The following is a 22,421-nucleotide window of genomic DNA, read 5'->3' as shown; positions in this document are numbered from 1 at the left end:
TTTATGGTGTTGCGGTAAAAAGTGCTTATTAAAAAATAAGCACCTCATTTTATTACATTAATAGTGCCTACTTTTGCTCAACTCTCATTTTTGTGTGATAAACCTTATCATAAGAATAATTGTGTCGTGTGGTTTAACTCAATGAGAAATTTTAGCGTTTTCATTTCTAGGTAATCAGATATCAAGGCGCTGTAAAGCACGTTAAGCGCTTAATCACGGTTAAGTTGAATAAAGAGATGGATGTTGATAAAAATGAGGGAGAGGGCGATTGGTGCTGTTTTAGTAATGGATATCTAAAAGTGATAATCACAAGGCGGCTCTCTCATCTATCTTGCTGGACGTCATATTAAATACAAGGAAGAAAAATAAATTGAGAGATAAGGGGATTAGAACATTATTGTTATCCATTGATAGACAAAATAAAACCAGCCTTGTGGCTGGTTTTATAGTAAAGCAATCATCGAAGATTGAAGGCTAATCTGTTAATACAGAGATAGCGCTATTATTTCTTACTGCTTTTTTTCGCAGGCTTCGCTTCTTTTACCTCAGCAACAGGGTGCTCGTTAAATTCGCGGCCGTAGTAAGAATCTAATAACAGTTGTTTTAACTCAGAGATCAGCGGATAACGCGGGTTAGCACCAGTACACTGATCATCAAACGCATCTTCTGATAATTTATCCACTTTCGCTAAGAAATCACTTTCTTGTACGCCCGCCTCACGGATAGAAGCAGGGATACCTAATGAAGATTTCATCTCTTCTAACCAAGCTAACAGTTTTTCAATCTTAGCGGCTGTGCGATCACCAGGAGCAGACAGTTCTAAGTGATCAGCAATTTCAGCATAACGACGACGTGCTTGTGGACGGTCATATTGGCTAAATGCAGTCTGTTTTGTTGGGTTATCATTCGCGTTATAACGAATAACGTTAGAAATTAATAACGCATTGGCAAGACCATGAGGAATATGGAATTCAGAGCCTAATTTATGCGCCATTGAGTGACAAACCCCTAAGAAGGCGTTAGCAAATGCAATACCTGCGATTGTGGCTGCATTGTGGACACGCTCACGAGCAACCGGATTTTTAGCACCTTCATGATAGCTTGCTGGCAGATATTCTTTCAGCAATTTCAGAGCTTGCAGTGCCTGACCATCAGAATACTCATTGGCTAATACAGAAACATAAGCTTCTAATGCGTGAGTCACCGCATCTAAACCACCAAAAGCACAGAGTGATTTAGGCATATTCATCACCAGATTGGCATCTACAATCGCCATATCTGGCGTTAATGCGTAGTCTGCTAATGGATATTTTTGGCCTGTTTCATCATCAGTCACAACAGCAAATGGTGTAACTTCAGAGCCTGTACCTGATGTTGTGGTAATTGCTACCATTTGAGCCTTCACACCCATTTTCGGGAATTTATAAATACGTTTACGGATATCCATAAAGCGTAATGCTAATTCTTCGAAGTGTGTTTCTGGGTGTTCATACATTACCCACATAATCTTAGCCGCATCCATTGGTGAACCGCCACCTAATGCGATGATCACATCAGGTTTAAAGCTGTTCATCTGCTCTGCACCTTTGCGTACGACACTTAATGTTGGATCTGCTTCAACTTCAAAGAAAACTTCCGTTTCAACACCAAATTTTTTCAGTACATTGGTCACTTCATCAACGTAACCGTTGTTGAATAAGAAACTGTCTGTAACGATAAATGCGCGTTTTTTACCATCAGTTGCAATCTCTTCCAGTGCAATAGGTAAGCAACCACGGCGGAAATAAATTGATTTAGGAAGTTTGTGCCACAACATATTTTCTGCTCTTTTCGCCACGGTTTTAGTGTTGATAAGGTGTTTTGGCCCTACGTTCTCAGAAATGGAGTTACCACCCCATGAGCCACAGCCTAAAGTGAGAGAAGGAGCGAGTTTAAAGTTGTATAAGTCACCAATACCCCCTTGTGATGCCGGTGTATTGATTAAAATACGGGAAGTTTTCATTTTGTCACCAAAGTAGGCAACATGTTCAGGACAGTTGTCTTGATCGGTATATAAACAAGAAGTATGACCAATACCGCCCATTTCAACTAATTTTTCTGCTTTATGTACCGCATCTTCAAAGTTTTGTGCATGGTACATTGCTAACAGAGGCGATAGTTTTTCGTGAGCAAAAGGTTCTGCATCAGTAGTTTCTTTAACTTCACCAATTAAAATCTTAGTGTTAACAGGCACTTCAATACCGGCCATTTCTGCGATTTTCACTGCCGGTTGACCAACGATAGCTGCATTCAAGTTACCATCTTTTAAGATAATATCTTGAACAGCTTTTAACTCTTTACCGGTTAACATGTAGCCGCCGTGAGTGGCGAAACGTTCACGAACTTGTTTATAGATACTGTCTACGACGATAACAGATTGCTCTGAAGCACAAATAACCCCATTATCAAAGGTTTTTGACATCAAAATAGAAGCAACTGCACGTTTAATGTCTGCTGAGTCATCAATAACAACAGGAGTATTACCCGCACCAACACCGATAGCAGGTTTACCTGAACTGTAAGCGGCTTTTACCATTCCTGGGCCACCTGTTGCTAAGATCAGGTTAATATCATCATGGTGCATTAATGCATTGGATAATGCCACTGAAGGTTCATCGATCCAGCCGATAATATCTTTTGGTGCACCCGCGGCGATTGCAGCGTTTAACACAATTTCAGCCGCACGGTTTGTGGCTAATTTCGCCCGTGGATGTGGAGAGAAAATAATACCGTTGCGTGTTTTTAAGCTGATTAATGCTTTAAAAATAGCGGTAGAAGTAGGGTTAGTGGTTGGCACGATACCACAGATAATACCGATAGGTTCAGCAATAGTGATAGTACCGTAGGTTAAATCTTCAGACAAAATACCGCAGGTTTTTTCGTCCTTATACGCATTGTAGATATATTCTGAAGCAAAGTGGTTTTTGATCACTTTATCTTCAACGATACCCATGCCAGACTCTTCAACAGCTAATTTTGCAAGAGGAATACGGGCGTCAGCGGCAGCTAATGCAGCAGCACGAAAAATTGCATCAACTTTTTCTTGAGAAAAGTTAGCAAATTCAAGCTGAGCTTTTTTTACACGAGCAACCAGATCATTGAGTTCAGTAACGTTAGTTACAGACATAAAGAGACTCCTGATAAAATGTTAAACTTTTTAAGCAAATTAGCCGGTAAAATCATCACTAAATAAGAATAGCTCAAATCAAAATTTCTATACTTATTTAAGTCATTATTATTAGAAGCTCTAATTTGCTTAAAAAGCTAAGAAAAAACAATAACAAATACAAATATATTTTAAAAAGATCTCCTTTTTCTGAATGATGACAGCTTATCATCTTTCTAATTAATTAAAGTGATCTACATCACAATAATAGCAAGCTGACACCTTTCAGCAAGTGTTTAAATGGTAATGATAATTAATTACAAAAATAAATGGACTATTTTTTTGTTGTAAGACTCTCTAGGATATAAAATTAAATCACTAGAGTTATGGTTGTTTACTAGCGAAAAATTTAGCCAAAATAATGTTAAGTAATAGAATTAACTGGTTTATTGATTTAAAGTAACGCGCATTTTTTGGAGTTACTCTATCTTTTAGAGCATAATTCGCATGTTTATTAGCCAAGAAGGGGCTTTTCATGGGGGCACTGCTGGATTTATCCGGTTATATTAAATTTTTTGTCGGTCTTTTTGCTATTGTAAACCCGATAGGGATCTTGCCTGTATTTATCAGTATGACGAGTTATCAAACGGATGCAGGACGTAATAAAACAAACTTAATTGCCAATGGCTCCGTTGCGATTATTTTGGTTATTTCCCTATTAATAGGTGATTCGATACTGAGTATTTTTGGCATCTCTATTGACTCATTTCGTATCGCTGGGGGGATGCTGATAGTGACAATCGCAATGACCATGATAAATGGGCGTTTAGGAGAAGATAAACAAAATAACCAAGAAAAAAATGAATCAGCAGTACGTAGCAGTGTTGCGGTGGTGCCTTTAGCATTACCGTTGATGGCAGGTCCTGGTGCAATTAGCTCCTGTATTGTTTGGAGTTCACGTTGGGAAGGGGTGACTAATTTCTTAGGTCTTGCTGCGACCAGTATCTTTTTTGCTTTTTGTTGCTGGTTACTGTTTCGTAGTGCCACTTTATTAGTTAAATACTTAGGTCAAACCGGTATCAACGTTGTCACGCGTATTATGGGGTTATTGTTGATGTCGTTAGGTATTGAATTTATTGTCACCGGGTTACGTTCTATTTTTCCGGGATTATTAGTATAAGCACAGTGTAATATTACCAATAGAGCAGTATTGATATTTAATACTGCTCTTATCATTTCTCTCTTTGTTATCTTTTTTGTGGCTATTTTTAATTAATCAAGACGATGAAGCCCTTGAGAAAGCGCTTTTCTATCATAATAGCAAGTCAATTGACCCTCTTCCATTAGCGCTGCGCTATCCGACATATGTGCAATAACATCTGCATCATGGCTGACCAAAAGGTAAGTCATGTTATGTTGTTTTTTTAAGGTATTAAGCAGATTTAAAATTTCTGCTTGTACCGACATATCCAGTGCAGAGGTTGGCTCATCTAACAATAACAACTGTGGTTGCAACAGTAATGCTCTGGCTATAGCCACACGTTGACGTTGTCCACCTGATAGTTGATGTGGATAACGATAAGCAATATCGCCTTCTAAACCGACTTGCTCTAACGCTGAGGTTATTGTTGTTTTATCATAAGCAATATGATGAATTTTTAACGGCTCAATAAATGCTCGTTCTATCCGATGTTGAGGGTGTAATGAAGCATAGGGATCTTGAAACACCATCTGTATGTTACGGCGTAACTTACCTTGAAAGCGTTGCTGTGGCTTAATTGCTTGCCCTAACAACTTAATATCCCCTTGCCAATGATGTAATAATCCGGCTATAACCCGTAATACAGTTGATTTACCGCAACCAGAACGACCAATTAAACTAAAGGTTTCGCCTTGTTTAACTTGTAGATTGACACCTTTTACCACCTGCTTAATCTGTCTATTTTGTTCAAATTGAACGCGTAAATGATGAATATCAATTAGCATAAGGTGTACCTTTAAAATTCAGTGTTCTATCTAATACCGGTAATTGTGTGCCATAGGTACTCGCATTAGGGCGACAGGTCCATAAGGTGCGGGTGTATGGATGTGTGGCTTGAGGTAATGCTTTTGCCTCAAGTTCATCCACTTGCTCCCCTTGATACATGACCATAACACGATCACAATATTCAGCCACTAAAGGTAGATCATGGCTAATTAACAACAAAGCCATATCTCGTTGTGCGCATTGGGTAATGATAAGTTCTAATATTTGATGTCGTAGCTGTGCATCTAGTGCGGAAGTTGGCTCATCCGCAATCAGTACCGTTGGGTTATTAATTAGCGCTATAGCGATCATCGCGCGTTGTCCCATACCGCCCGATAATTCACCGGGGTAGCGAGAAATACTCTGTTCCGGTAATCCCACGGAAAGCAAAGTTTCAGTAATTAATGCATGTCGCTCTTTATGGGATAATTTTTGATGGAGTTTTACCGTTTCTTCTACTTGCTGATAAATGGTTTTCACTGGGTTTAATGCATAACGAGGATCTTGTAATACCATTGATATTGTTTTTCCTCGTAACTGGTTCCATTGCTTAGGAGAATAAGCGAGGAGATCGTCCCCCATAAAATGCAATTTATCAGCAGAAACTTTGCCCGGCTTACGCACTAAGCCCATTAATGAGCGTGCCGTCATCGATTTTCCTGAACCAGATTCACCCACCAGCGCTAACCGCTCTTGTCCTAACTGAAAGGAGACATTATTCACCACTCTAGCACGTGGAAAATCAATACACAGATTATCGACTTCGATTAAAGGGGCTTTATTCATGGCTTTCTCCTAATACATCGCGTAATCCATCACCCAATAAGTTAAAAGCAAGGCTACTGATTAAAATTGCCGTACCCGGAATAGCGGCCACCCACCACTGATCAAAAATAACGGGCATCCCTTCGGCAATCATTGCTCCCCATTCCGCCATGGGAGGGCGAGCACCTAGCCCAAGGAAACCTAAACCTGCTGCAGCAAGAATGATCACCGCTAAATTAAGGGCTAAACGTACAATGGCAGAAGGTAAACATAAAGGAAGAATATGCCCCCATAATAATCTAATACCGTTAATTCCCATCATTTCAGCGGCTGCAAGGTAATCACTATTACGTAAGTGTTGAATTTCACTACGGGCTTGGCGGGCATAAGCCGGCCATGCTGTAAGTGCAAGGGCTAATGCACCGTTAAGTAATCCCGGCCCTAACATGGCGACAAAGGCAAAAGCTAAAATTAAGGAGGGCATAGACATAATGATGTCGGTAAAACGCATTAAAATCCGCTCTGTCCAACCGCCGTAATAACCGGATAAAATGCCAATAAATAGCCCTAATGGTAGTGTTATCAAGGCAACAAGGCCCACCAAACCTAACATTGGGCGTGTACCATAAATTAAGCGTGAAAGAATATCGCGACCATAACTATCAGTACCTAACCAGTGTGCGGCATTGGGGGCTAATAAGCGTTGTGCAGCGTGTTGCCAATTTGGATCATAAGGCGCTAGCCAAGGGGCAAAAATGGCAATTAGTAGCAGAAGAAGCAACAATGACAGACCGATAAACGCTGAAGGTGAACGCGCTATTTTTGTTAAAAAGGAGAGTGACATTAGCGTAACCTCGGATCAGTCAAACGAATAACGATATCTGTCATATTATTAATCAGCACAAAACATAGACCAATAACAAGTGTGCCCCCCATAATTGCGGTGGTATCACCCGCAAAGAGAGCCGTTGTGAGATAACGACCAATCCCCGGCCAAGAAAATACCGTTTCTGTTAATACGGCACCTTCTAACATCCCTGTATAAGACAAGGCGATAATGGTCATCAACACACCGCGAATATTAGGTAATACATGGGTAAATAAGAGACGTAATTCGCCAATCCCTTTTGCTCTGGCGAGAGTGACGTACTCTTTATTCATCTCATTTAAACAGGCAGAGCGTGTTAAACGGGTAATAGATGCCAGAGCAAAATAGGCTAGCAGAGAAACCGGTAATATGAGATGTGATAGAGCGTTTAGAAAGGCATCTTTATCACCTGCCAGTAGGGTGTCAATCAAGGCAAAGCCGGTTACTGGCTCAATGGTAAATTGATAAATATCATCCAAACGTCCTGGGCCTGCAGTCCATTGCAATGTGGCATAAAAAATAAGGAGTAGTATTAAACCTAACCAGAAAATAGGGACTGAGCTACCTAATAGCGTTAAAAAGCGTAAGATAAAATCAAAGGGGGTGCCAACAAAACGCGCACATAACACACCAAATAAAACCCCCAAACTAGCGCCAATGACTAAGGCGACAGTGGCTAATTCTAAAGTGGCTGGAAAGGTGGCGATTAAATCATCAAATACCGGTTGACCCGTTGACGTCGCCGTACCTAAATTTCCTTGCAATAGTGCTTCTACATAGTGGAAAAATTGCATGTAGATGGGTAAATCTAACCCTAACTCATGTTTTACTTGATTATAAGTTTCAATACTGGCGTGATCACCAACAATTTGTAAAACAGGATCAACAGGGGAAAACGCAGAAAGCGTAAAAGTAATAACCAGTAACCCTAAAAGTGTTAGCGCCAATGTCAATATACCTTGAACCAAGGTAAACAACTGGCTTTTTAGGCGAGTGGATATCGTGAGTGTATTCATACGGCAACAGCCTTGAAATCGCAAAAAATAGACCACTCACAATAACATGATTGTGAGTGGCGGCAGGAAAATGATCACTTAGTGACTTTGTCGTAATAGACCATATCGGCATTTAGACCTTGAGCATAACCTTTCACGTTATCCCGTAATACAATCTGATTTTTGCCTTGGTCGATAAACACGTAAGGTGAACTGCGTTGTAGCTCTTTTTGCATTTCAGTATAAAGGGACTGACGTTTAGCCTTATCCGCTTCATTAAGGGCGACGAGTGTTTGTTTACTTAACTCAGGAATATTCCAATTATTTAACCAAGCCACGGTATTTGATTGCCCGTCATTATAGGCAAAAGCGCTAGCATTGGAGTGAGCATCAAAATAGTCGGGGATCCAAAAACGGATCGCCGCTTGGTGCTGCCTTGCTCTCACTCGGCTATAAACTTGACTACCGGCAGCAGGTAACAGATCAACCTGTACACCCGCTTGTGCAAAGCTTGCTTGAATAGATTGTGCAACGGTGATGTAAGGAACTTTGTTTTCTACATCGAGAGTAAAACGTGCATGAGTAATTCCTGCTTTTGCTAAGATATCTTTCGCTTTTTGCGGATCAAAACTAAATGGATTATCTTCTAATGCCCCCGGTAATCCCACCGGTAAGAAACTTTGGTGAATAAAATATTGCCCACACATTAAGTCATTGGTGATCCCTTTATAATCGACCAAATAGCGCGCTGCTTGCCAAAATGCCGGATTGCTAAGAAGCGGATTTCCGCTACCGGTATTAAACGCCATATAGACTTGCTCAGCAGAAGGGATATTTAAAATTTGAATGCCCGGTTTACCTGCTAATGCTGCAGTTTGGTCTGTACCTAAGTCACGGGCAATATCCGCATCGCCTTTTTCAATTAACAGACGACGTGAAGCGGGATCGGGCACATTTTTGATAATAATATTGGCTATCTTAGGCGCACCGGTCGGTGAAAGAGGGTTAGCTTCTAACACAATGGCTTGGCGAGGTTTGTAGGCACGCATTTTATAAGCACCACTACCAGCCGAATTCATTTTTAGCCAATTATTACCAAAGTCATTATTTTTAATATGTGCGGCAATCAATTTCTCATCAACAATAGAAGCGATTGGTGTAGAAAGGATGTTAAGTACCACATCAGGGCTAACATCTGCTGTCCAACGTACTTCAATCTCTTTATCACTGACTTTTTTCAATAGGGTATTAATATTATCTGCTTTCCAACCTAGCACATTTAAAATAAAAGCAGGGGATTTATTCATCGTCACTGCACGCTGGTAAGAGAAGATAATATCTTCTGGGCGTACGCTATTACCGGAGGCAAATTTTGCATCCTGTTTAATTTTAAAGACGATAGATTTTTGTTCAGGGTGAGCCTGCCAACTCTCGACTAAAATTGGCTCGTTAATTTCTGGATTGTCACGGTTAGGCTGAACAATACGTTGATATAAACTTGGTACGGTCTGAATACTTGATAATTCGTTACTTTCGGCAGGATCAAGGCTAACAATATCATCAAGGCCTTGTACTACAATCAATGTATTGGCGGGTGTTACTGCCAATACAGGGGCACTGAGAGCACCCATCACAAGTAATGATAATAATTTGGTTTTCACTTTCATTGGACGCTCCCTGAAATAGTCTCGCTTTCGTTATTATGTCAATAACTTATTAGTTATTACTTTTGGAAATTAACTTAGGCAAAATAAGCGCATTTCGCAAAGTTTTTATTACACTTATATATAACACCTCGTTATAAGCCTTTTGAATTAATTATGGTTGAGGAATAATTAATCGCAACAAACGACGAATAAAATACTACTTTGGTAGTAATATGTTGACTATTAAGTTGTATTGGCTGAATTGATTAAGCTGTATTTGATATTCATCAATATCTCTTATGAGTAGCCTCGTATTTTAACCTTAGATACCTTTAGATCTGAGGCAAAAATGAGCAAGAAAACACTCGCAATCATCGGTAACGGCATGGTTGGACACCGTTATATAGAAGAATTGATTGATAAGGGCGGCAACGAAACGTTCAATATTATCGTCTTTTGTGAAGAACCTCGTATTGCATATGATAGAGTCCATCTCTCTTCCTATTTTTCTCATCACACTGCTGAAGAGCTCTCGTTAGTTAAACCCGGTTATTACGAGAAACATCATATTGAAGTATTAGTGGGTGAGCGTGTGATCACCATTAATCGTGAAGAAAAAGTGGTGCACACCAATACTGGGCGTTGTGTTAGCTACGACAAATTGATCATGGCAACAGGCTCCTACCCATGGGTTCCTCCTATTAATGGAAACAACTCACCAGATTGTTTTGTTTACCGAACTATTGAAGATTTAAATGCGATTGAAGCTTGTGCTCGTTTAAGCCGTAAAGGGGCGGTTATTGGCGGCGGGCTGTTAGGTTTAGAAGCCGCTGGTGCGCTAAAAAGTTTAGGTATTGAAACTCATGTGATTGAATTTGCGCCAACGCTAATGGCAGAACAGCTTGATAGCATGGGAGGAGAGCAACTTAAACGCAAAATAGAGCGCATGGGGGTTAAAGTACACACAGCGAAAAACACCCAAGCGATCTTATCGACAGGGGAAAATGCGCGTAAAACATTACAGTTTGCCGATGGCTCCTCACTTGAGGTTGATTTTGTCGTATTTTCAACCGGTATACGTCCGAAAGATAAATTAGCACGCCAATGTTCTCTCGATATAGCACCACGAGGGGGGATTGTGATTAATGACTATTGCCAAACCTCAGATGCGGATATTTATGCCATTGGGGAGTGTGCTTCTTGGCATAACCAAACGTTTGGGTTAGTTGCCCCGGGTTATAAAATGGCTCAGGTGGCCGTTGATCATCTATTAGGTCAACAGACTGCATTCCAAGGGGCGGATTTAAGTGCAAAATTAAAACTACTCGGGGTTGATGTAGGGGGAATTGGTGATGCTCATGGTCGCCAAGCAGGTTGTCGTAGCTATATTTATCTTGATGAAGGTAAAGAGATTTATAAACGCCTGATAGTGAGTGAAGACAATAAATACCTATTAGGTGCGGTATTGGTTGGGGACACGGAAGATTATGGCAATCTGTTACAGTTAGCATTAAATACAATTGAATTACCAGAACATCCTGACACATTAATCTTACCTGCTCATGCTGGAAGTAAACCGGCAATCGGGGTTGATTCATTACCTGAAACAGCACAAATTTGCTCCTGTTTTGATGTAAGCAAAGGCGACATTATTCAAGCTATTGAACGAGGTTGTCATACGGTTGCGGCGATTAAAGCAGAAACAAAAGCGGGAACGGGGTGTGGGGGATGTATTCCGCTTATCACTCAAGTATTAAATGCGGAACTCACAAAACAAGGCATTGAAGTTAACCATCACCTTTGTGAACACTTTCACTATTCTCGCCAAGAGCTTTATCATCTTATTCGTGTTGAAGGGCTGAAAAGCTTTGATGAACTATTGAAAAAACATGGTCAAGGCTATGGCTGTGAAATTTGTAAACCGACCGTCGGCTCTCTGCTGGCTTCGTGTTGGAACGACTATATCTTGCGTGATGACTTAGTTGCGTTACAAGATACGAATGATAACTTCCTCGCCAATCTGCAAAAAGATGGCACTTACTCTATTATTCCACGCTCCCCCGGCGGTGAAATTACGCCAGCGGGTATTATTGCGATTGGACAAATTGCGCAAGAATACAATTTATACACCAAAATCACAGGCTCTCAACGTATGGCGATGTTTGGTGCACAGAAGCAAGATTTACCGGCGATTTGGCAGAAATTAATTGCCGCGGGTTTTGAAACAGGCCATGCCTATGCCAAAGCGATCCGTATGGTAAAAACTTGTGTAGGAAACAGTTGGTGTCGTTTTGGGGTTGGCGATAGTGTTGGATTAGGTGTCTTTTTAGAACATCGTTATAAAGGGATCCGCACGCCGCATAAAATGAAATTTGGGGTATCTGGTTGTACCCGTGAATGCTCCGAAGCTCAGGGGAAAGATGTAGGGATTATTGCCACAGAAAAAGGCTGGAATCTCTATTTTGGTGGTAATGGGGGCATGAAACCACGTCATGGCGATCTATTCGCGGCGGATTTAGATGAAGAAACGCTGATCCATTATATTGACCGCTTTATGATGTTCTATATCCGTACTGCAGACAAATTACAACGAACCTCCGTTTGGTTAGAAAGCCTAGAAGGGGGCGTTGAATATTTACGTGAGGTCATTATTCACGACAAGTTAGGCTTAAATGCACAGTTAGAAAAAGAGCTTAAAGTTTTACAAGAGCGCGTAGCCTGTGAGTGGCAAGAAACCCTTGATTCACCACAAGCATTGAAACGTTTTGTGCACTTTATTAACAATCCGATGCCCGATCCTAATATACAGATGGTAAAAGAGCGTGCTCAGCATCGTCCTGCCCGCGTGCATGAACGTATTGATATCAAAATGGTAACAGAGGAGACGCAATCATGAGTCAATGGATAGCGGTTTGCCAATTAGATGACATCACTGTGGGAACTGGCGTTTGTGCGCTGGTGGAGCAAGATCAGGTGGCTATTTTCCGTCCATACCAAGATGAACGGCTCTACGCATTAAGTAATATTGATCCCTTCGCGCAAGCGAGTGTTTTATCAAGGGGATTAATTGCAGAGCACGACAATGAGTTATATATCGTCAGTCCACTGAAAAAGCAGCATTTTCGCTTAACAGATGGTTATTGCCTTGAAGATGAGCACTATTCAATTACTCATTATGAAGTCAAAGTCGAAGGCAATACCGTCAGTGTGCGTTCGCGTCATTGATAAAACCAATAAATAGGGGAACCCAGATGGATTATTTTCCAATATTCTGTCAGCTCAACAATAAACCTTGTTTATTAGTAGGTGGCGGTGAAGTAGCAGAGCGTAAGGCACGTTTACTGATGGACGCGGGAGCGGTTATATCCGTCGTTGCACCGACATTCACACCACAATTTATGCAGTGGCAAAACGAGCAACGATTACAGTGTTTCACGGCTGAATTTAGTGTTGCTGATTTAGCTGACAAATGGCTAGTCATTGCGGCCACAGATAATGAGCAAGTGAATCAACTCGTCTATCAGCAGGCCACAGAACAACGCATTTTTTGTAACGTGGTTGACTCGCCCAAGCAAGCTAGCTTTATTATGCCCTCAGTGATTGACCGTTCCCCTATTATGGTTGCAATTTCTTCGGGAGGAAAAGCCCCAGTACTTGCACGTATCTTACGTGAAAAAATGGAACAGTGGTTGCCCAACTCGCTAGGCGCTTTAGCGCAGTTAGCAGGGAAATTACGTGAGCAAGTTAAACAACGTTTTGCCACCATGAGTGCTAGACGCTATTTTTGGGAGCGTTTTTTTGCAGATAAAGCGCTACAAGCAGAAATTGATGCAGGTAGAGATAACGGCATTCAACAACGTATCAGCACATTGCTAGCGGAAAATAACCAGCCCCAAGGGAGTGTGGTGTTGGTGGGGGCAGGCCCTGGAGATGCAGGATTAATGACTATTAAAGGGCTGCAACAATGTCAGCAAGCCGATGTCGTGGTTTATGATAGATTAGTCTCTGATGAGGTTATGCATTTAGTGCGCAGAGATGCTGAACGTATTTATGTTGGTAAACGAGCTGGTTTTCATTGTGTTCCTCAAGAGGAGATTAACCAAATTCTTATTAATCACGCTAAGGCAGGGAAAAGGGTAGTGAGGTTAAAAGGGGGTGATCCTTTTATTTTTGGTCGAGGAAGTGAAGAGTTAGAAGCTTTAATTGAGCATCAAATACCTTTTTCTGTGGTGCCCGGCATTACCGCGGCATCAGGCTGTACCACTTATGCCGGTATTCCGTTAACACATCGGGATTATGCACAAAGTGTGCGTTTTATTACTGGGCATGGAAAAGGGCTGAACGACGCACAATGGCAATGTATCGCACAAGATAACCAAACTTTGGTTTTTTATATGGGGCTAAGTAAAGCCGATTACATTCAGCAAATGTTACTTAATCAGCATATGCGTGCCACTATGCCAGTGGCAATAGTAGAAAAAGGTACACTAGCGACACAAAAAGTGGTTGTTGGTCAATTACAGCAACTAACTGAAATGGCAAGCTCAATGAAAAGTCCTGCATTAATTATTGTTGGTGAAGTCGTCAGTTTAAATCAAAAGCTACAATGGTTTGGTACGACTTTAGCCAATTAAAGCAAAAATTTTGAAGAAGTAGGCTAACGCTCAGAATATCCTTTATGGTTCATAACAACGATAAAGGATATTTTTTTGCTAATTCATCGGGATATAAATGAAAATAGTACTGATTTTAATTGCATTTCAAAAAATATATTAATTTTTAAAAACAAATAATAAAAATGTTTTTTTATTAATCTACCGTTATTTTTAGATTAGCCAGTTTCTGTCATTTAAAGACAGATTTGTTATTGTTTATAATCAAGTTGTGTGAAAAAAAACTTACACCGAACACATCATAAAGTTCTGTATCCTCGCTAAAAACCCATCTGATTATATTAATTTTGTGAGCTATGTAGGTTTTCTATCTATAAAAGTTGCGCAGTGTTAATTAAATGTTTATTTGTTGTTGTAGATAGCGTGATGAGAATTTTCTTTTTTCATAAGATAGAAGTCTACTGGGCTTAGTAAAGTTTAAGTGATAATAACACCGCACTAATTGACAAAATTCACTATAAGTGTAAAAAAGAAGAATATTGTTATTAATTTTATCTAACAATTATCTCAACATATTAAATAGCATGAAATATCTGAATATTATTTAAAAATAATTTATATGTAAATTGAGTAACCCCGCTATAGATGATTATTTATTAGGAGAGGTACCCATGAAAAAGAAAGTTATGTTAAAAATGATGTTTCCTGTCAGCATTATATCACTTGCGCTGACCTCTTTTCTTTCTCATGCGGTAATACCTCCAGAAGGTACTCTTCTTGCGAAACAACAAGATATTGTTATTAATAATGGCACTGAAGTTTCCTCCCTTGATCCACATAAAGTGGAAGGGGTACCAGAAAGTAATATTATTTTAAATTTATTAGAAGGGCTCACTTATATGGGGCCTAATGGCGAAAGTATGCCGGGGGTTGCCGCTAAATGGGAGAGCTCAGAAGACAATAAAACATGGACTTTCTATTTACGCGATGATGCGAAATGGAGTGATGGTACACCGGTTACTGCAGATGATTTTGTTTATAGTTGGCGTCGATTAACTGATCCCCAAACTGGCTCGCCTTATGCCAGTTATCTTGAATATGCCTATGTGGAAAATGTTGCAGATATTCTGACAGGTAAGAAATCCCCAGAGAGTCTAGGGGTAAAAGCAATTGATCCACATACTTTGCAAGTTACGCTCACACAACCGGTTCCCTATCTGGTGGATATGCTAAACCACACCTCATTAAAACCAGTTAAAAAAGAGATTGTTGAAAAATATGGTGTCAATTGGACTCGCCCGGAAAACTTTGTCGGTAATGGGGCGTATTTAATTGATAATTGGGTGGTTAATGAAAAAATCACTTTAAAACGTAATCCGCTTTATTGGGATAATAAAAACACCATTATTGAACGAGCGACTTTTTTACCTATTAGCTCAGAAACCAGTGATATTAATCGCTACCGTAGCGGTGAAGTTCAAATCACCAATAGCGCTATTCCTCCTACGCTTTATCGAAAGATGAAACAAGAGCAACCAGAGAATCTACATGTTACGCCTTACCTATGTACTTTCTTTTATGAGCTTAATAATAAACGTCCACCTTTTGATGATCCCCGTGTGCGTGAAGCGGTAAAATTAAGTTTAGATAGAGAAATTATCGCGGAAAAGATCATGGGGCAAGGGCAAATACCGGCTTACTCTTTTACTCCACCTTTTATTAATAATGGTAAGTTTAAACCCCCTAAATGGGCAGGTTGGACGCAACAACAGCGTCATGAAAGAGCGCGTGAGTTATTAAAAGAAGCCGGTTATGACAGCCAAAACCCATTATCGTTTACATTGTTGTACAACACATCCGATCAGAATAAGCAACAAGCTATTGCTGCCGCTTCTATGTGGAAAAAGAATATTGGTGCTAATGTCACTTTACAAAATCAAGAGTGGAAAACGACGTTAGAAAATCGTAACCAAGGTAATTACCAAGTGGCAAGGGCAACATGGTGTGCCGATTACAATGAACCAACATCATTTTTAAACTCTTTCCTCTCCACTAGCAGTCTAAATACTATTTTATATGAAAATAGTGATTATGATGCTGCATTAAAGAATGCGTTACTGGCCACTGATAATGAAGCGCGTCACCAACTGTATCAACGTGCTGAAGCCTTGTTAGACAAGGACTCCGCTATTGTACCAGTCTATTATCGTGTGAGTGTCAGAATGGTCAGTCCTAAAGTGGGCGGATTTACCGGTAAAGACCCCTTTGATTATACGGACTTAAAGCGCTATTTTATAAAGGCAGATAAATAAAACTGGTAAGTTATAACGCATCTATAGCTATATCTGATTTTAATTAGCAAAAGCAATTTAAAAAAGTACAGCATAAAAAGTACTACACAAAATATAACGGCACAAAAATGATAAAGACATCATGCAGTTAAGCATAGATAGTCAATCCGCAACAATATTTTATTTTTTTGTAAAACAATAAGTTGTGTAAAACGTTCCAAAAACACAGCGAAGCATCACAGGAAGGCCGAACAATGGCCGACTCACTAACTGGGAGTATTTGATAAGATGATAAATGTAACTAAAAAAAGTGCGCTAGCGATCGCCATTGGTACTATCTTTGGTTTTACGGCGCTCAATGCTACTGCGGCTGTTGTGCCTGATGGGGTAAAACTGGCTGATAAACAAGAGTTAGTGCGTAATAATGGCTCTGAGCCACAATCACTTGATCCTCATAAAATTGAGGGTGTACCTGAATCAGCATTAGCACGAGATCTATTTGAAGGGATCACGATTGTAGGGCCTGATGGTGAAATTCTACCGGGCTCTGCGACTAGCTGGGAAAATAAAGATTTTACCGTTTGGACGTTCAAAATTCGTGAAGACGCGAAATGGTCAAATGGTGACCCTGTAACAGCGCAAGACTTTGTTTATAGCTGGCAACGTTTAGCAGATCCGAATACAGCATCACCTTATGAAAGTTATCTACAATATGCCCATATTGTTAATATTGACGATATTATCGCCGGTAAGAAAAAACCGACGGAACTAGGTGTTAAAGCGCTTGATAATAATACCTTAGAAATCACATTATCAGAGGCCGTACCTTATTTACCTAAATTGCTAGCTCACTCCTCGATGTCGCCAGTGAATCAAAAAGTGATTGAAAAATTTGGTGAAAAGTGGACGCAACCTGCGAACTTTGTCGGCAATGGTGCTTATGTACTGAAAAATTGGACGGTAAACGAACGTATTGAATTAGAGCGTAGTCCAACCTATTGGGACAATAAAAATACGGTTATCAATAAAGTTACTTTTTTACCTATCTCATCAGAAGTCACCGATGTAAACCGCTATCGTGCGGGTGAAATCGATATGACTTATAGCAATCTGCCGATTGAATTTTTCCAAAAATTGAAAAAAGAGATCCCAGATGAATTACGTATCAGTCCATACTTATGTACTTATTATTATGAAATTAATAATGAGAAAGCTCCCTTTGACGATCCACGAGTACGTGAAGCACTAAAACTATCTATGGATAGAGATATCATCACTTATAAAGTGAAAAACCAAGGTGATATCCCTGCTTACGGATTTACACCGCCTTTCACCGATGGCATTAAAGAGAGTAAACCAGAGTGGTTCGCTTCTTGGACCCAAGAGCAACGTAATGAAAAGGCGCGCCAATTATTAGAAGAGGCGGGTTATAACAAAGCCAATCCATTAAAATTCAAGTTACTGTATAACACCTCTGATCTACATAAAAAAGTTGCGATTGCGGCCTCTTCTATTTGGAAGAAAAACTTAGGTGCTGAGGTTTCTCTTGAAAACCAAGAGTGGAAAACGTTCTTAGATACACGTCACCAAGGTAATTATGATGTTGCACGTGCAGGATGGTGTGCAGATTATAACGAACCTTCTTCATTCCTTAACATGATGCTGTCTTACAGCAGTAATAATACCGTTCACTATAAAAACAAACAATTTGATGCGTATATGAAAGAATCTTTACGCGTGAAATCGGATGATGAACGTGCAGAAATTTATCAAAAAGCAGAAGGTGTATTAGATAAAGATTCTGCCATTGTTCCACTTTACTACTACGTAAACACCCGTTTGGTTAAACCTTATGTTGGTGGTTATTCAGGTAAAGATCCACTGGATAATTTACATACTAAAGACTTGTATATTATTGCTAAATAATCGGGCGAGACCTTGCTTAAGTTAAGCGAGGTCTTTTTATCACCACGCCTGAATAGGTTTGTGTTATAGGAACGGGCAATGCTCAAATTTATTTTTCGTCGCTTTTTGGAAGCGATCCCGACACTTTTTATTCTAATAACGATTTCGTTCTTTATGATGCGCTTAGCGCCGGGTAGCCCTTTTACTGGGGAAAGGAAATTACCCCCTGAAGTTATGGCCAACATCGAAGCGAAATATCATTTAAACGATCCCATTTACAAACAATACTTCGATTATTTAATTCAATTATCGAAAGGGGATTTAGGGCCTTCTTTTAAATATAAAGACTACAGTGTTAACACTTTAGTCGGTAAAGCATTCCCTGTTTCTGCAAAATTAGGGCTATCGGCCTTTGTATTAGCGGTTATTTTTGGTGTGGGGGCAGGCGTGATAGCCGCACTGAATCAAAATACCAAATGGGATTATACCGTCATGACATTTGCCATGACGGGGGTTGTGATACCGAGCTTTGTGGTGGCGCCACTATTAGTGCTTATCTTTGCGATTACCTTACGTTGGTTACCGGCGGGAGGTTGGAATGGTGGGCAAATTCAGTACATGTTACTGCCGATGGTTGCATTATCGCTCTCTTACATTGCAAGTATTTCGCGTATCACACGTAGTTCTATGATTGAAGTTTTACACTCAAACTTTATCAGAACGGCCAAAGCCAAAGGCTTGCCAATGAAACGCATAGTGCTACGTCATGCGTTAAAACCAGCATTACTGCCAGTGATCTCTTATATGGGGCCGGCATTTGTGGGGATTATTACAGGCTCTATGGTCATTGAAACCATTTTTGGATTACCGGGTATTGGTCAGCTTTTCGTTAATGGTGCATTAAATCGAGACTACTCATTGGTATTGAGTTTAACCATTATTGTGGGTGGTTTAACCATTTTATTTAATGCCATAGTTGATATTTTATACGCCGTAATCGATCCGAAAATTCGTTATTAATAGAGACTGGAGCACGTTATGTTATCGATGAAAGAAAATAGCGAAGCTCTGGGGAATTTCTCGGAGCAGCTAGATGTTGAAGGTCGTAGTTTATGGCAAGATGCCCGTCGTCGTTTTATGCACAATAAAGCGGCGATCACCAGCCTAGTACTACTATTTTGTATTTTACTTTTTGTCATTTTCGCCCCCATGTTATCGCCTTTTGTTTATGACGATACGGATTGGGAAATGATGTCAATGCCACCTGATTTTGCCTCAGCGCACTATTTTGGCACTGACTCATCAGGACGTGACTTATTAGTTCGTGTAGCAATTGGTGGACGTATTTCACTGATGGTAGGTATTGCAGCGGCATTTGTCGCGGTGATTGTTGGCACCCTCTATGGCGCGATGGCAGGTTATATCGGTGGGCGCGTTGACTCAGTGATGATGCGTTTACTGGAGATATTAAACTCCTTCCCATTTATGTTCTTTGTTATCTTACTGGTGACCTTTTTTGGGCAAAATATCTTACTGATCTTTGTTGCCATCGGCATGGTATCTTGGCTCGATATGGCTCGTATCGTACGGGGACAAACACTTAGTTTAAAACGTAAAGAGTTTATTGAAGCGGCGTTAGTCTGTGGTGTGTCATCACGTAATATCGTCCTTAAACACATCGTGCCGAATGTATTAGGTGTTGTTGTGGTATACGCTTCATTACTGGTTCCTAGCATGATCTTATTTGAATCATTTTTAAGTTTCTTAGGATTAGGCACACAAGAGCCATTAAGTAGTTGGGGAGCTCTACTGAGTGATGGTGCAAATTCAATGGAAGTTTCTCCTTGGTTATTACTTTTCCCAGCTGCATTTTTAGTTGTCACCTTGTTTTGCTTTAACTTTATCGGTGATGGTTTACGTGACGCATTAGATCCGAAAGATCGTTAAGGAGAACATGATGACAAATTCAACAAATAAGCCATTGTTAAGTGTAAAAGATCTCTGTGTCACCTTTGGTACTCCAGATGGGGATGTAACCGCAGTAAATAAGCTCAACTTTGAACTATCTGCAGGGGAAACCTTAGGAATTGTCGGTGAATCTGGCTCTGGGAAATCGCAAACGGCGTTCGCCTTAATGGGATTATTAGCTAAAAACGGTCGTACTGCTGGAAGTGCGCATTTTAATGGTCGTGAAATTTTAAACTTACGCCAAAGTCAATTAAACAAAATGCGTGCTGAAGAAATATCCATGATATTTCAAGATCCAATGACCTCACTTAACCCTTATATGAAAGTCGGCACTCAGTTAATTGAAGTGCTTATGCTTCATAAGGGCATGAGTAAAAATGATGCATATGCGGAATCAGTTCGCATGCTTGATGCAGTAAAAATGCCCGAAGCCCATAAACGTATGGGCATGTATCCCCATGAGTTCTCTGGTGGGATGCGCCAACGGGTAATGATAGCGATGGCACTATTATGTAAGCCAAAACTATTAATTGCTGATGAGCCAACAACGGCACTGGATGTGACTGTTCAGGCACAAATCATGACACTGCTAAACGAGCTAAAAAAAGAGCTTAATACAGCCATTATCATGATCACCCATGACCTCGGGGTGGTTGCGGGTATTTGCGACAAAGTATTGGTAATGTATGCTGGGCGAACCATGGAATATGGTAATGCGCGAGATATTTTCTACCAACCATCACACCCATATTCTATTGGGTTGCTGCAAGCAGTACCTCGTTTAGATGGTGAAGATGAACGTTTGGCGACCATTCCGGGTAATCCTCCTAACTTATTGCGTTTACCTAAAGGTTGCCCATTCCAGCCTCGTTGCCAATATGCAACAGAGCAGTGTTTGAATAGTGAACCTCAATTAACACAATTTGCTCAGGGAAGATTACGAGCCTGTTTTAAAGCGGCGGAGGAGTTAGTATGAGCCAAGCCACCTTACAAGATAGAAAAGTGATCCTCGAAGTTAACGATCTAAAAGTTTATTTCGATGTACAAGATAATAAACAGTGGTTCTGGCAACCTAAAAAAAGCCTCAAAGCCGTTGATGGCGTTACCTTACGTTTATACGAAGGTGAAACCTTAGGTGTAGTAGGGGAATCTGGTTGTGGCAAATCAACTTTTGCGCGTGCCATTATCGGCTTAGTTAAAGCATCGGGTGGTACAGTCACTTGGTTAGGCCATGACTTATTAGGCATGGGCAATAAACAGTGGCGCGATGTTCGTCAAGATATTCAGATGATATTCCAAGATCCACTTGCCTCCTTAAACCCAAGAATGACGATTGGCGATATTATTGCCGAACCACTAAAAACCTATCATCCGAAAATGAAACAGGCTGAAGTGGTTGAAAAAGTCAAAGCGATGATGATGCGAGTGGGGTTATTACCAAACTTAATTAACCGCTATCCTCATGAGTTTTCTGGTGGACAGTGTCAACGGATTGGTATTGCTCGCGCACTGATCTTAGAGCCAAAACTGGTTATCTGTGACGAACCTGTATCGGCACTGGATGTTTCTATTCAAGCTCAGGTAGTCAATCTACTGAAAGATATCCAAAAAGAGATGGGATTATCGCTCATCTTTATTGCGCATGATCTTGCGGTAGTGAAACACATCTCAGATCGTGTCTTAGTGATGTATTTAGGTCATGCGGTGGAATTGGGGACTTATGATGAAGTTTATCATCACCCATTACACCCTTATACCAAAGCATTGATGTCAGCGGTGCCTATTCCTGATCCGGATAAAGAGCGTAACAAGCATATTGATTTGTTAGAAGGAGAGCTTCCTTCACCAATTAATCCACCATCAGGCTGTATTTTCCGTACACGTTGTCCGATGGCTGATGAAGAATGTGCTAAAACGCGCCCCTTATTAGAGGGAAGTTTCCGCCATGCGGTATCTTGTTTAAAAGTCGATCCGCTTTAATAAATAATAAAATTATATTAATAGGAAAAAGGGCCTGAATTTATTCAGGCCCTTTTTCTTTATATATAAAGCATATGGCTCAAAAATTTAATATTCAAATAAACTTATTTGTAATAGATTTTTTCTAAAAAATTATTTTCTATTTGATATTATCATTTTTTTAAATATGAAAAGTGTTGATAATGATGAAAATCATTTACTATCAATGAATTATGTTGT

The 22,421-nt window shown here is 40.2% G+C and carries 16 protein-coding genes; 10 read left to right on the top strand and 6 right to left on the bottom strand.

What is annotated here, in order from left to right:
* Positions 1-502 precede the first annotated feature (502 nt).
* On the bottom strand, positions 503-3,166 hold the full coding sequence (gene adhE, locus AACQ49_RS14940) for a bifunctional acetaldehyde-CoA/alcohol dehydrogenase (protein WP_004243246.1): 2,664 nt from the start codon (positions 3,164-3,166) through the stop codon (positions 503-505).
* 514 nt (positions 3,167-3,680) lie between these two features.
* On the opposite strand from adhE, the gene AACQ49_RS14935 reads away from it, so the two are divergent.
* Positions 3,681-4,325 (top strand): YchE family NAAT transporter, encoded by a 645-nt coding sequence (locus AACQ49_RS14935; RefSeq protein WP_004243244.1) that lies wholly within the window; start codon positions 3,681-3,683, stop codon positions 4,323-4,325.
* 92 nt (positions 4,326-4,417) lie between these two features.
* Here AACQ49_RS14935 and AACQ49_RS14930 read toward each other — a convergent pair whose 3' ends face one another.
* The 5 genes from AACQ49_RS14930 to AACQ49_RS14910 form a co-directional block, all read right to left on the bottom strand.
* Positions 4,418-5,131, bottom strand: coding sequence for an ABC transporter ATP-binding protein (locus AACQ49_RS14930; RefSeq protein WP_004243243.1), 714 nt, complete (start codon positions 5,129-5,131; stop codon positions 4,418-4,420).
* Complete coding sequence (locus tag AACQ49_RS14925; RefSeq protein ID WP_020945759.1) at positions 5,121-5,957, bottom strand: ABC transporter ATP-binding protein; 837 nt, start codon at positions 5,955-5,957, stop codon at positions 5,121-5,123. The genes AACQ49_RS14930 and AACQ49_RS14925 overlap by 11 nt, the downstream gene beginning before the upstream one ends.
* Positions 5,950-6,780 carry an ABC transporter permease gene (locus tag AACQ49_RS14920; RefSeq protein WP_004243239.1) on the bottom strand — a complete coding sequence of 277 codons (831 nt, stop codon included), beginning with the start codon at positions 6,778-6,780 and terminating at the stop codon, positions 5,950-5,952. Before AACQ49_RS14920 ends, AACQ49_RS14925 begins: the two co-directional genes overlap by 8 nt.
* Positions 6,780-7,820, bottom strand: coding sequence for an ABC transporter permease (locus AACQ49_RS14915; protein WP_004248219.1), 1,041 nt, complete (start codon positions 7,818-7,820; stop codon positions 6,780-6,782). Before AACQ49_RS14915 ends, AACQ49_RS14920 begins: the two co-directional genes overlap by 1 nt.
* Before the next feature lie 74 nt (positions 7,821-7,894).
* Positions 7,895-9,460 carry an ABC transporter substrate-binding protein gene (locus AACQ49_RS14910; RefSeq protein ID WP_337247160.1) on the bottom strand — a complete coding sequence of 522 codons (1,566 nt, stop codon included), beginning with the start codon at positions 9,458-9,460 and terminating at the stop codon, positions 7,895-7,897.
* Positions 9,461-9,794: 334 nt separating this feature from the next.
* Here AACQ49_RS14910 and nirB point away from each other — a divergent pair, with 334 nt between their 5' ends.
* From nirB to oppF, 9 genes are all read left to right on the top strand, one after another.
* Entirely contained in the window at positions 9,795-12,341 is a 2,547-nt protein-coding gene (gene nirB / locus AACQ49_RS14905) for a nitrite reductase large subunit NirB (protein WP_161779140.1), read from the top strand.
* Positions 12,338-12,670 carry a nitrite reductase small subunit NirD gene (gene nirD, locus AACQ49_RS14900; RefSeq protein WP_004243234.1) on the top strand — a complete coding sequence of 111 codons (333 nt, stop codon included), beginning with the start codon at positions 12,338-12,340 and terminating at the stop codon, positions 12,668-12,670. Before nirB ends, nirD begins: the two co-directional genes overlap by 4 nt.
* A 26-nt stretch (positions 12,671-12,696) precedes the next feature.
* A complete protein-coding gene (gene cysG, locus AACQ49_RS14895; protein WP_004250932.1) occupies positions 12,697-14,079 on the top strand; it encodes a siroheme synthase CysG in 1,383 nt (460 codons plus the stop codon).
* A gap of 650 nt (positions 14,080-14,729) precedes the next feature.
* Complete coding sequence (locus AACQ49_RS14890) at positions 14,730-16,370, top strand: ABC transporter substrate-binding protein (protein WP_004248216.1); 1,641 nt, start codon at positions 14,730-14,732, stop codon at positions 16,368-16,370.
* Between the two features lie 267 nt (positions 16,371-16,637).
* Positions 16,638-18,275: an oligopeptide ABC transporter substrate-binding protein OppA gene (gene oppA / locus AACQ49_RS14885; protein ID WP_004248215.1), complete on the top strand. Its 1,638-nt coding sequence runs from the start codon at positions 16,638-16,640 to the stop codon at positions 18,273-18,275.
* Positions 18,276-18,353: 78 nt separating this feature from the next.
* On the top strand, positions 18,354-19,274 hold the full coding sequence (gene oppB / locus AACQ49_RS14880) for an oligopeptide ABC transporter permease OppB (RefSeq protein ID WP_004243230.1): 921 nt from the start codon (positions 18,354-18,356) through the stop codon (positions 19,272-19,274).
* Between the two features lie 18 nt (positions 19,275-19,292).
* A complete protein-coding gene (oppC, locus tag AACQ49_RS14875) occupies positions 19,293-20,201 on the top strand; it encodes an oligopeptide ABC transporter permease OppC (RefSeq protein ID WP_004243229.1) in 909 nt (302 codons plus the stop codon).
* A 7-nt stretch (positions 20,202-20,208) separates the two neighbouring features.
* Complete coding sequence (locus AACQ49_RS14870; RefSeq protein WP_004243228.1) at positions 20,209-21,198, top strand: ABC transporter ATP-binding protein; 990 nt, start codon at positions 20,209-20,211, stop codon at positions 21,196-21,198.
* Entirely contained in the window at positions 21,195-22,202 is a 1,008-nt protein-coding gene (oppF, locus tag AACQ49_RS14865) for a murein tripeptide/oligopeptide ABC transporter ATP binding protein OppF (protein ID WP_012368006.1), read from the top strand. The genes AACQ49_RS14870 and oppF overlap by 4 nt, the downstream gene beginning before the upstream one ends.
* The last annotated feature ends 219 nt before the right edge of the window (positions 22,203-22,421 follow it).

It is taken from the genome of Proteus sp. G2675 (assembly GCF_963886535.1).
Taxonomy (GTDB): Bacteria; Pseudomonadota; Gammaproteobacteria; order Enterobacterales; family Enterobacteriaceae; genus Proteus; species Proteus mirabilis.
The sequence above is the reverse complement of the archived record's forward strand: the minus strand, read 5'-3'. Positions and strand labels throughout refer to the sequence as shown.

What these genes read in the sequence shown, in the direction of transcription:
- adhE (WP_004243246.1), bottom strand. Translation starts at nt 3,166, where the DNA reads ATGTCTGTAACTAACGTTACTGAACTCAATGATCTGGTTGCTCGTGTA.
- AACQ49_RS14935 (WP_004243244.1), top strand. Translation starts at nt 3,681, where the DNA reads ATGGGGGCACTGCTGGATTTATCCGGTTATATTAAATTTTTTGTCGGT.
- AACQ49_RS14930 (WP_004243243.1), bottom strand. Translation starts at nt 5,131, where the DNA reads ATGCTAATTGATATTCATCATTTACGCGTTCAATTTGAACAAAATAGA.
- AACQ49_RS14925 (WP_020945759.1), bottom strand. Translation starts at nt 5,957, where the DNA reads ATGAATAAAGCCCCTTTAATCGAAGTCGATAATCTGTGTATTGATTTT.
- AACQ49_RS14920 (WP_004243239.1), bottom strand. Translation starts at nt 6,780, where the DNA reads ATGTCACTCTCCTTTTTAACAAAAATAGCGCGTTCACCTTCAGCGTTT.
- AACQ49_RS14915 (WP_004248219.1), bottom strand. Translation starts at nt 7,820, where the DNA reads ATGAATACACTCACGATATCCACTCGCCTAAAAAGCCAGTTGTTTACC.
- nirB (WP_161779140.1), top strand. Translation starts at nt 9,795, where the DNA reads ATGAGCAAGAAAACACTCGCAATCATCGGTAACGGCATGGTTGGACAC.
- nirD (WP_004243234.1), top strand. Translation starts at nt 12,338, where the DNA reads ATGAGTCAATGGATAGCGGTTTGCCAATTAGATGACATCACTGTGGGA.
- cysG (WP_004250932.1), top strand. Translation starts at nt 12,697, where the DNA reads ATGGATTATTTTCCAATATTCTGTCAGCTCAACAATAAACCTTGTTTA.
- AACQ49_RS14890 (WP_004248216.1), top strand. Translation starts at nt 14,730, where the DNA reads ATGAAAAAGAAAGTTATGTTAAAAATGATGTTTCCTGTCAGCATTATA.
- oppA (WP_004248215.1), top strand. Translation starts at nt 16,638, where the DNA reads ATGATAAATGTAACTAAAAAAAGTGCGCTAGCGATCGCCATTGGTACT.
- oppB (WP_004243230.1), top strand. Translation starts at nt 18,354, where the DNA reads ATGCTCAAATTTATTTTTCGTCGCTTTTTGGAAGCGATCCCGACACTT.
- oppC (WP_004243229.1), top strand. Translation starts at nt 19,293, where the DNA reads ATGTTATCGATGAAAGAAAATAGCGAAGCTCTGGGGAATTTCTCGGAG.
- AACQ49_RS14870 (WP_004243228.1), top strand. Translation starts at nt 20,209, where the DNA reads ATGATGACAAATTCAACAAATAAGCCATTGTTAAGTGTAAAAGATCTC.
- oppF (WP_012368006.1), top strand. Translation starts at nt 21,195, where the DNA reads ATGAGCCAAGCCACCTTACAAGATAGAAAAGTGATCCTCGAAGTTAAC.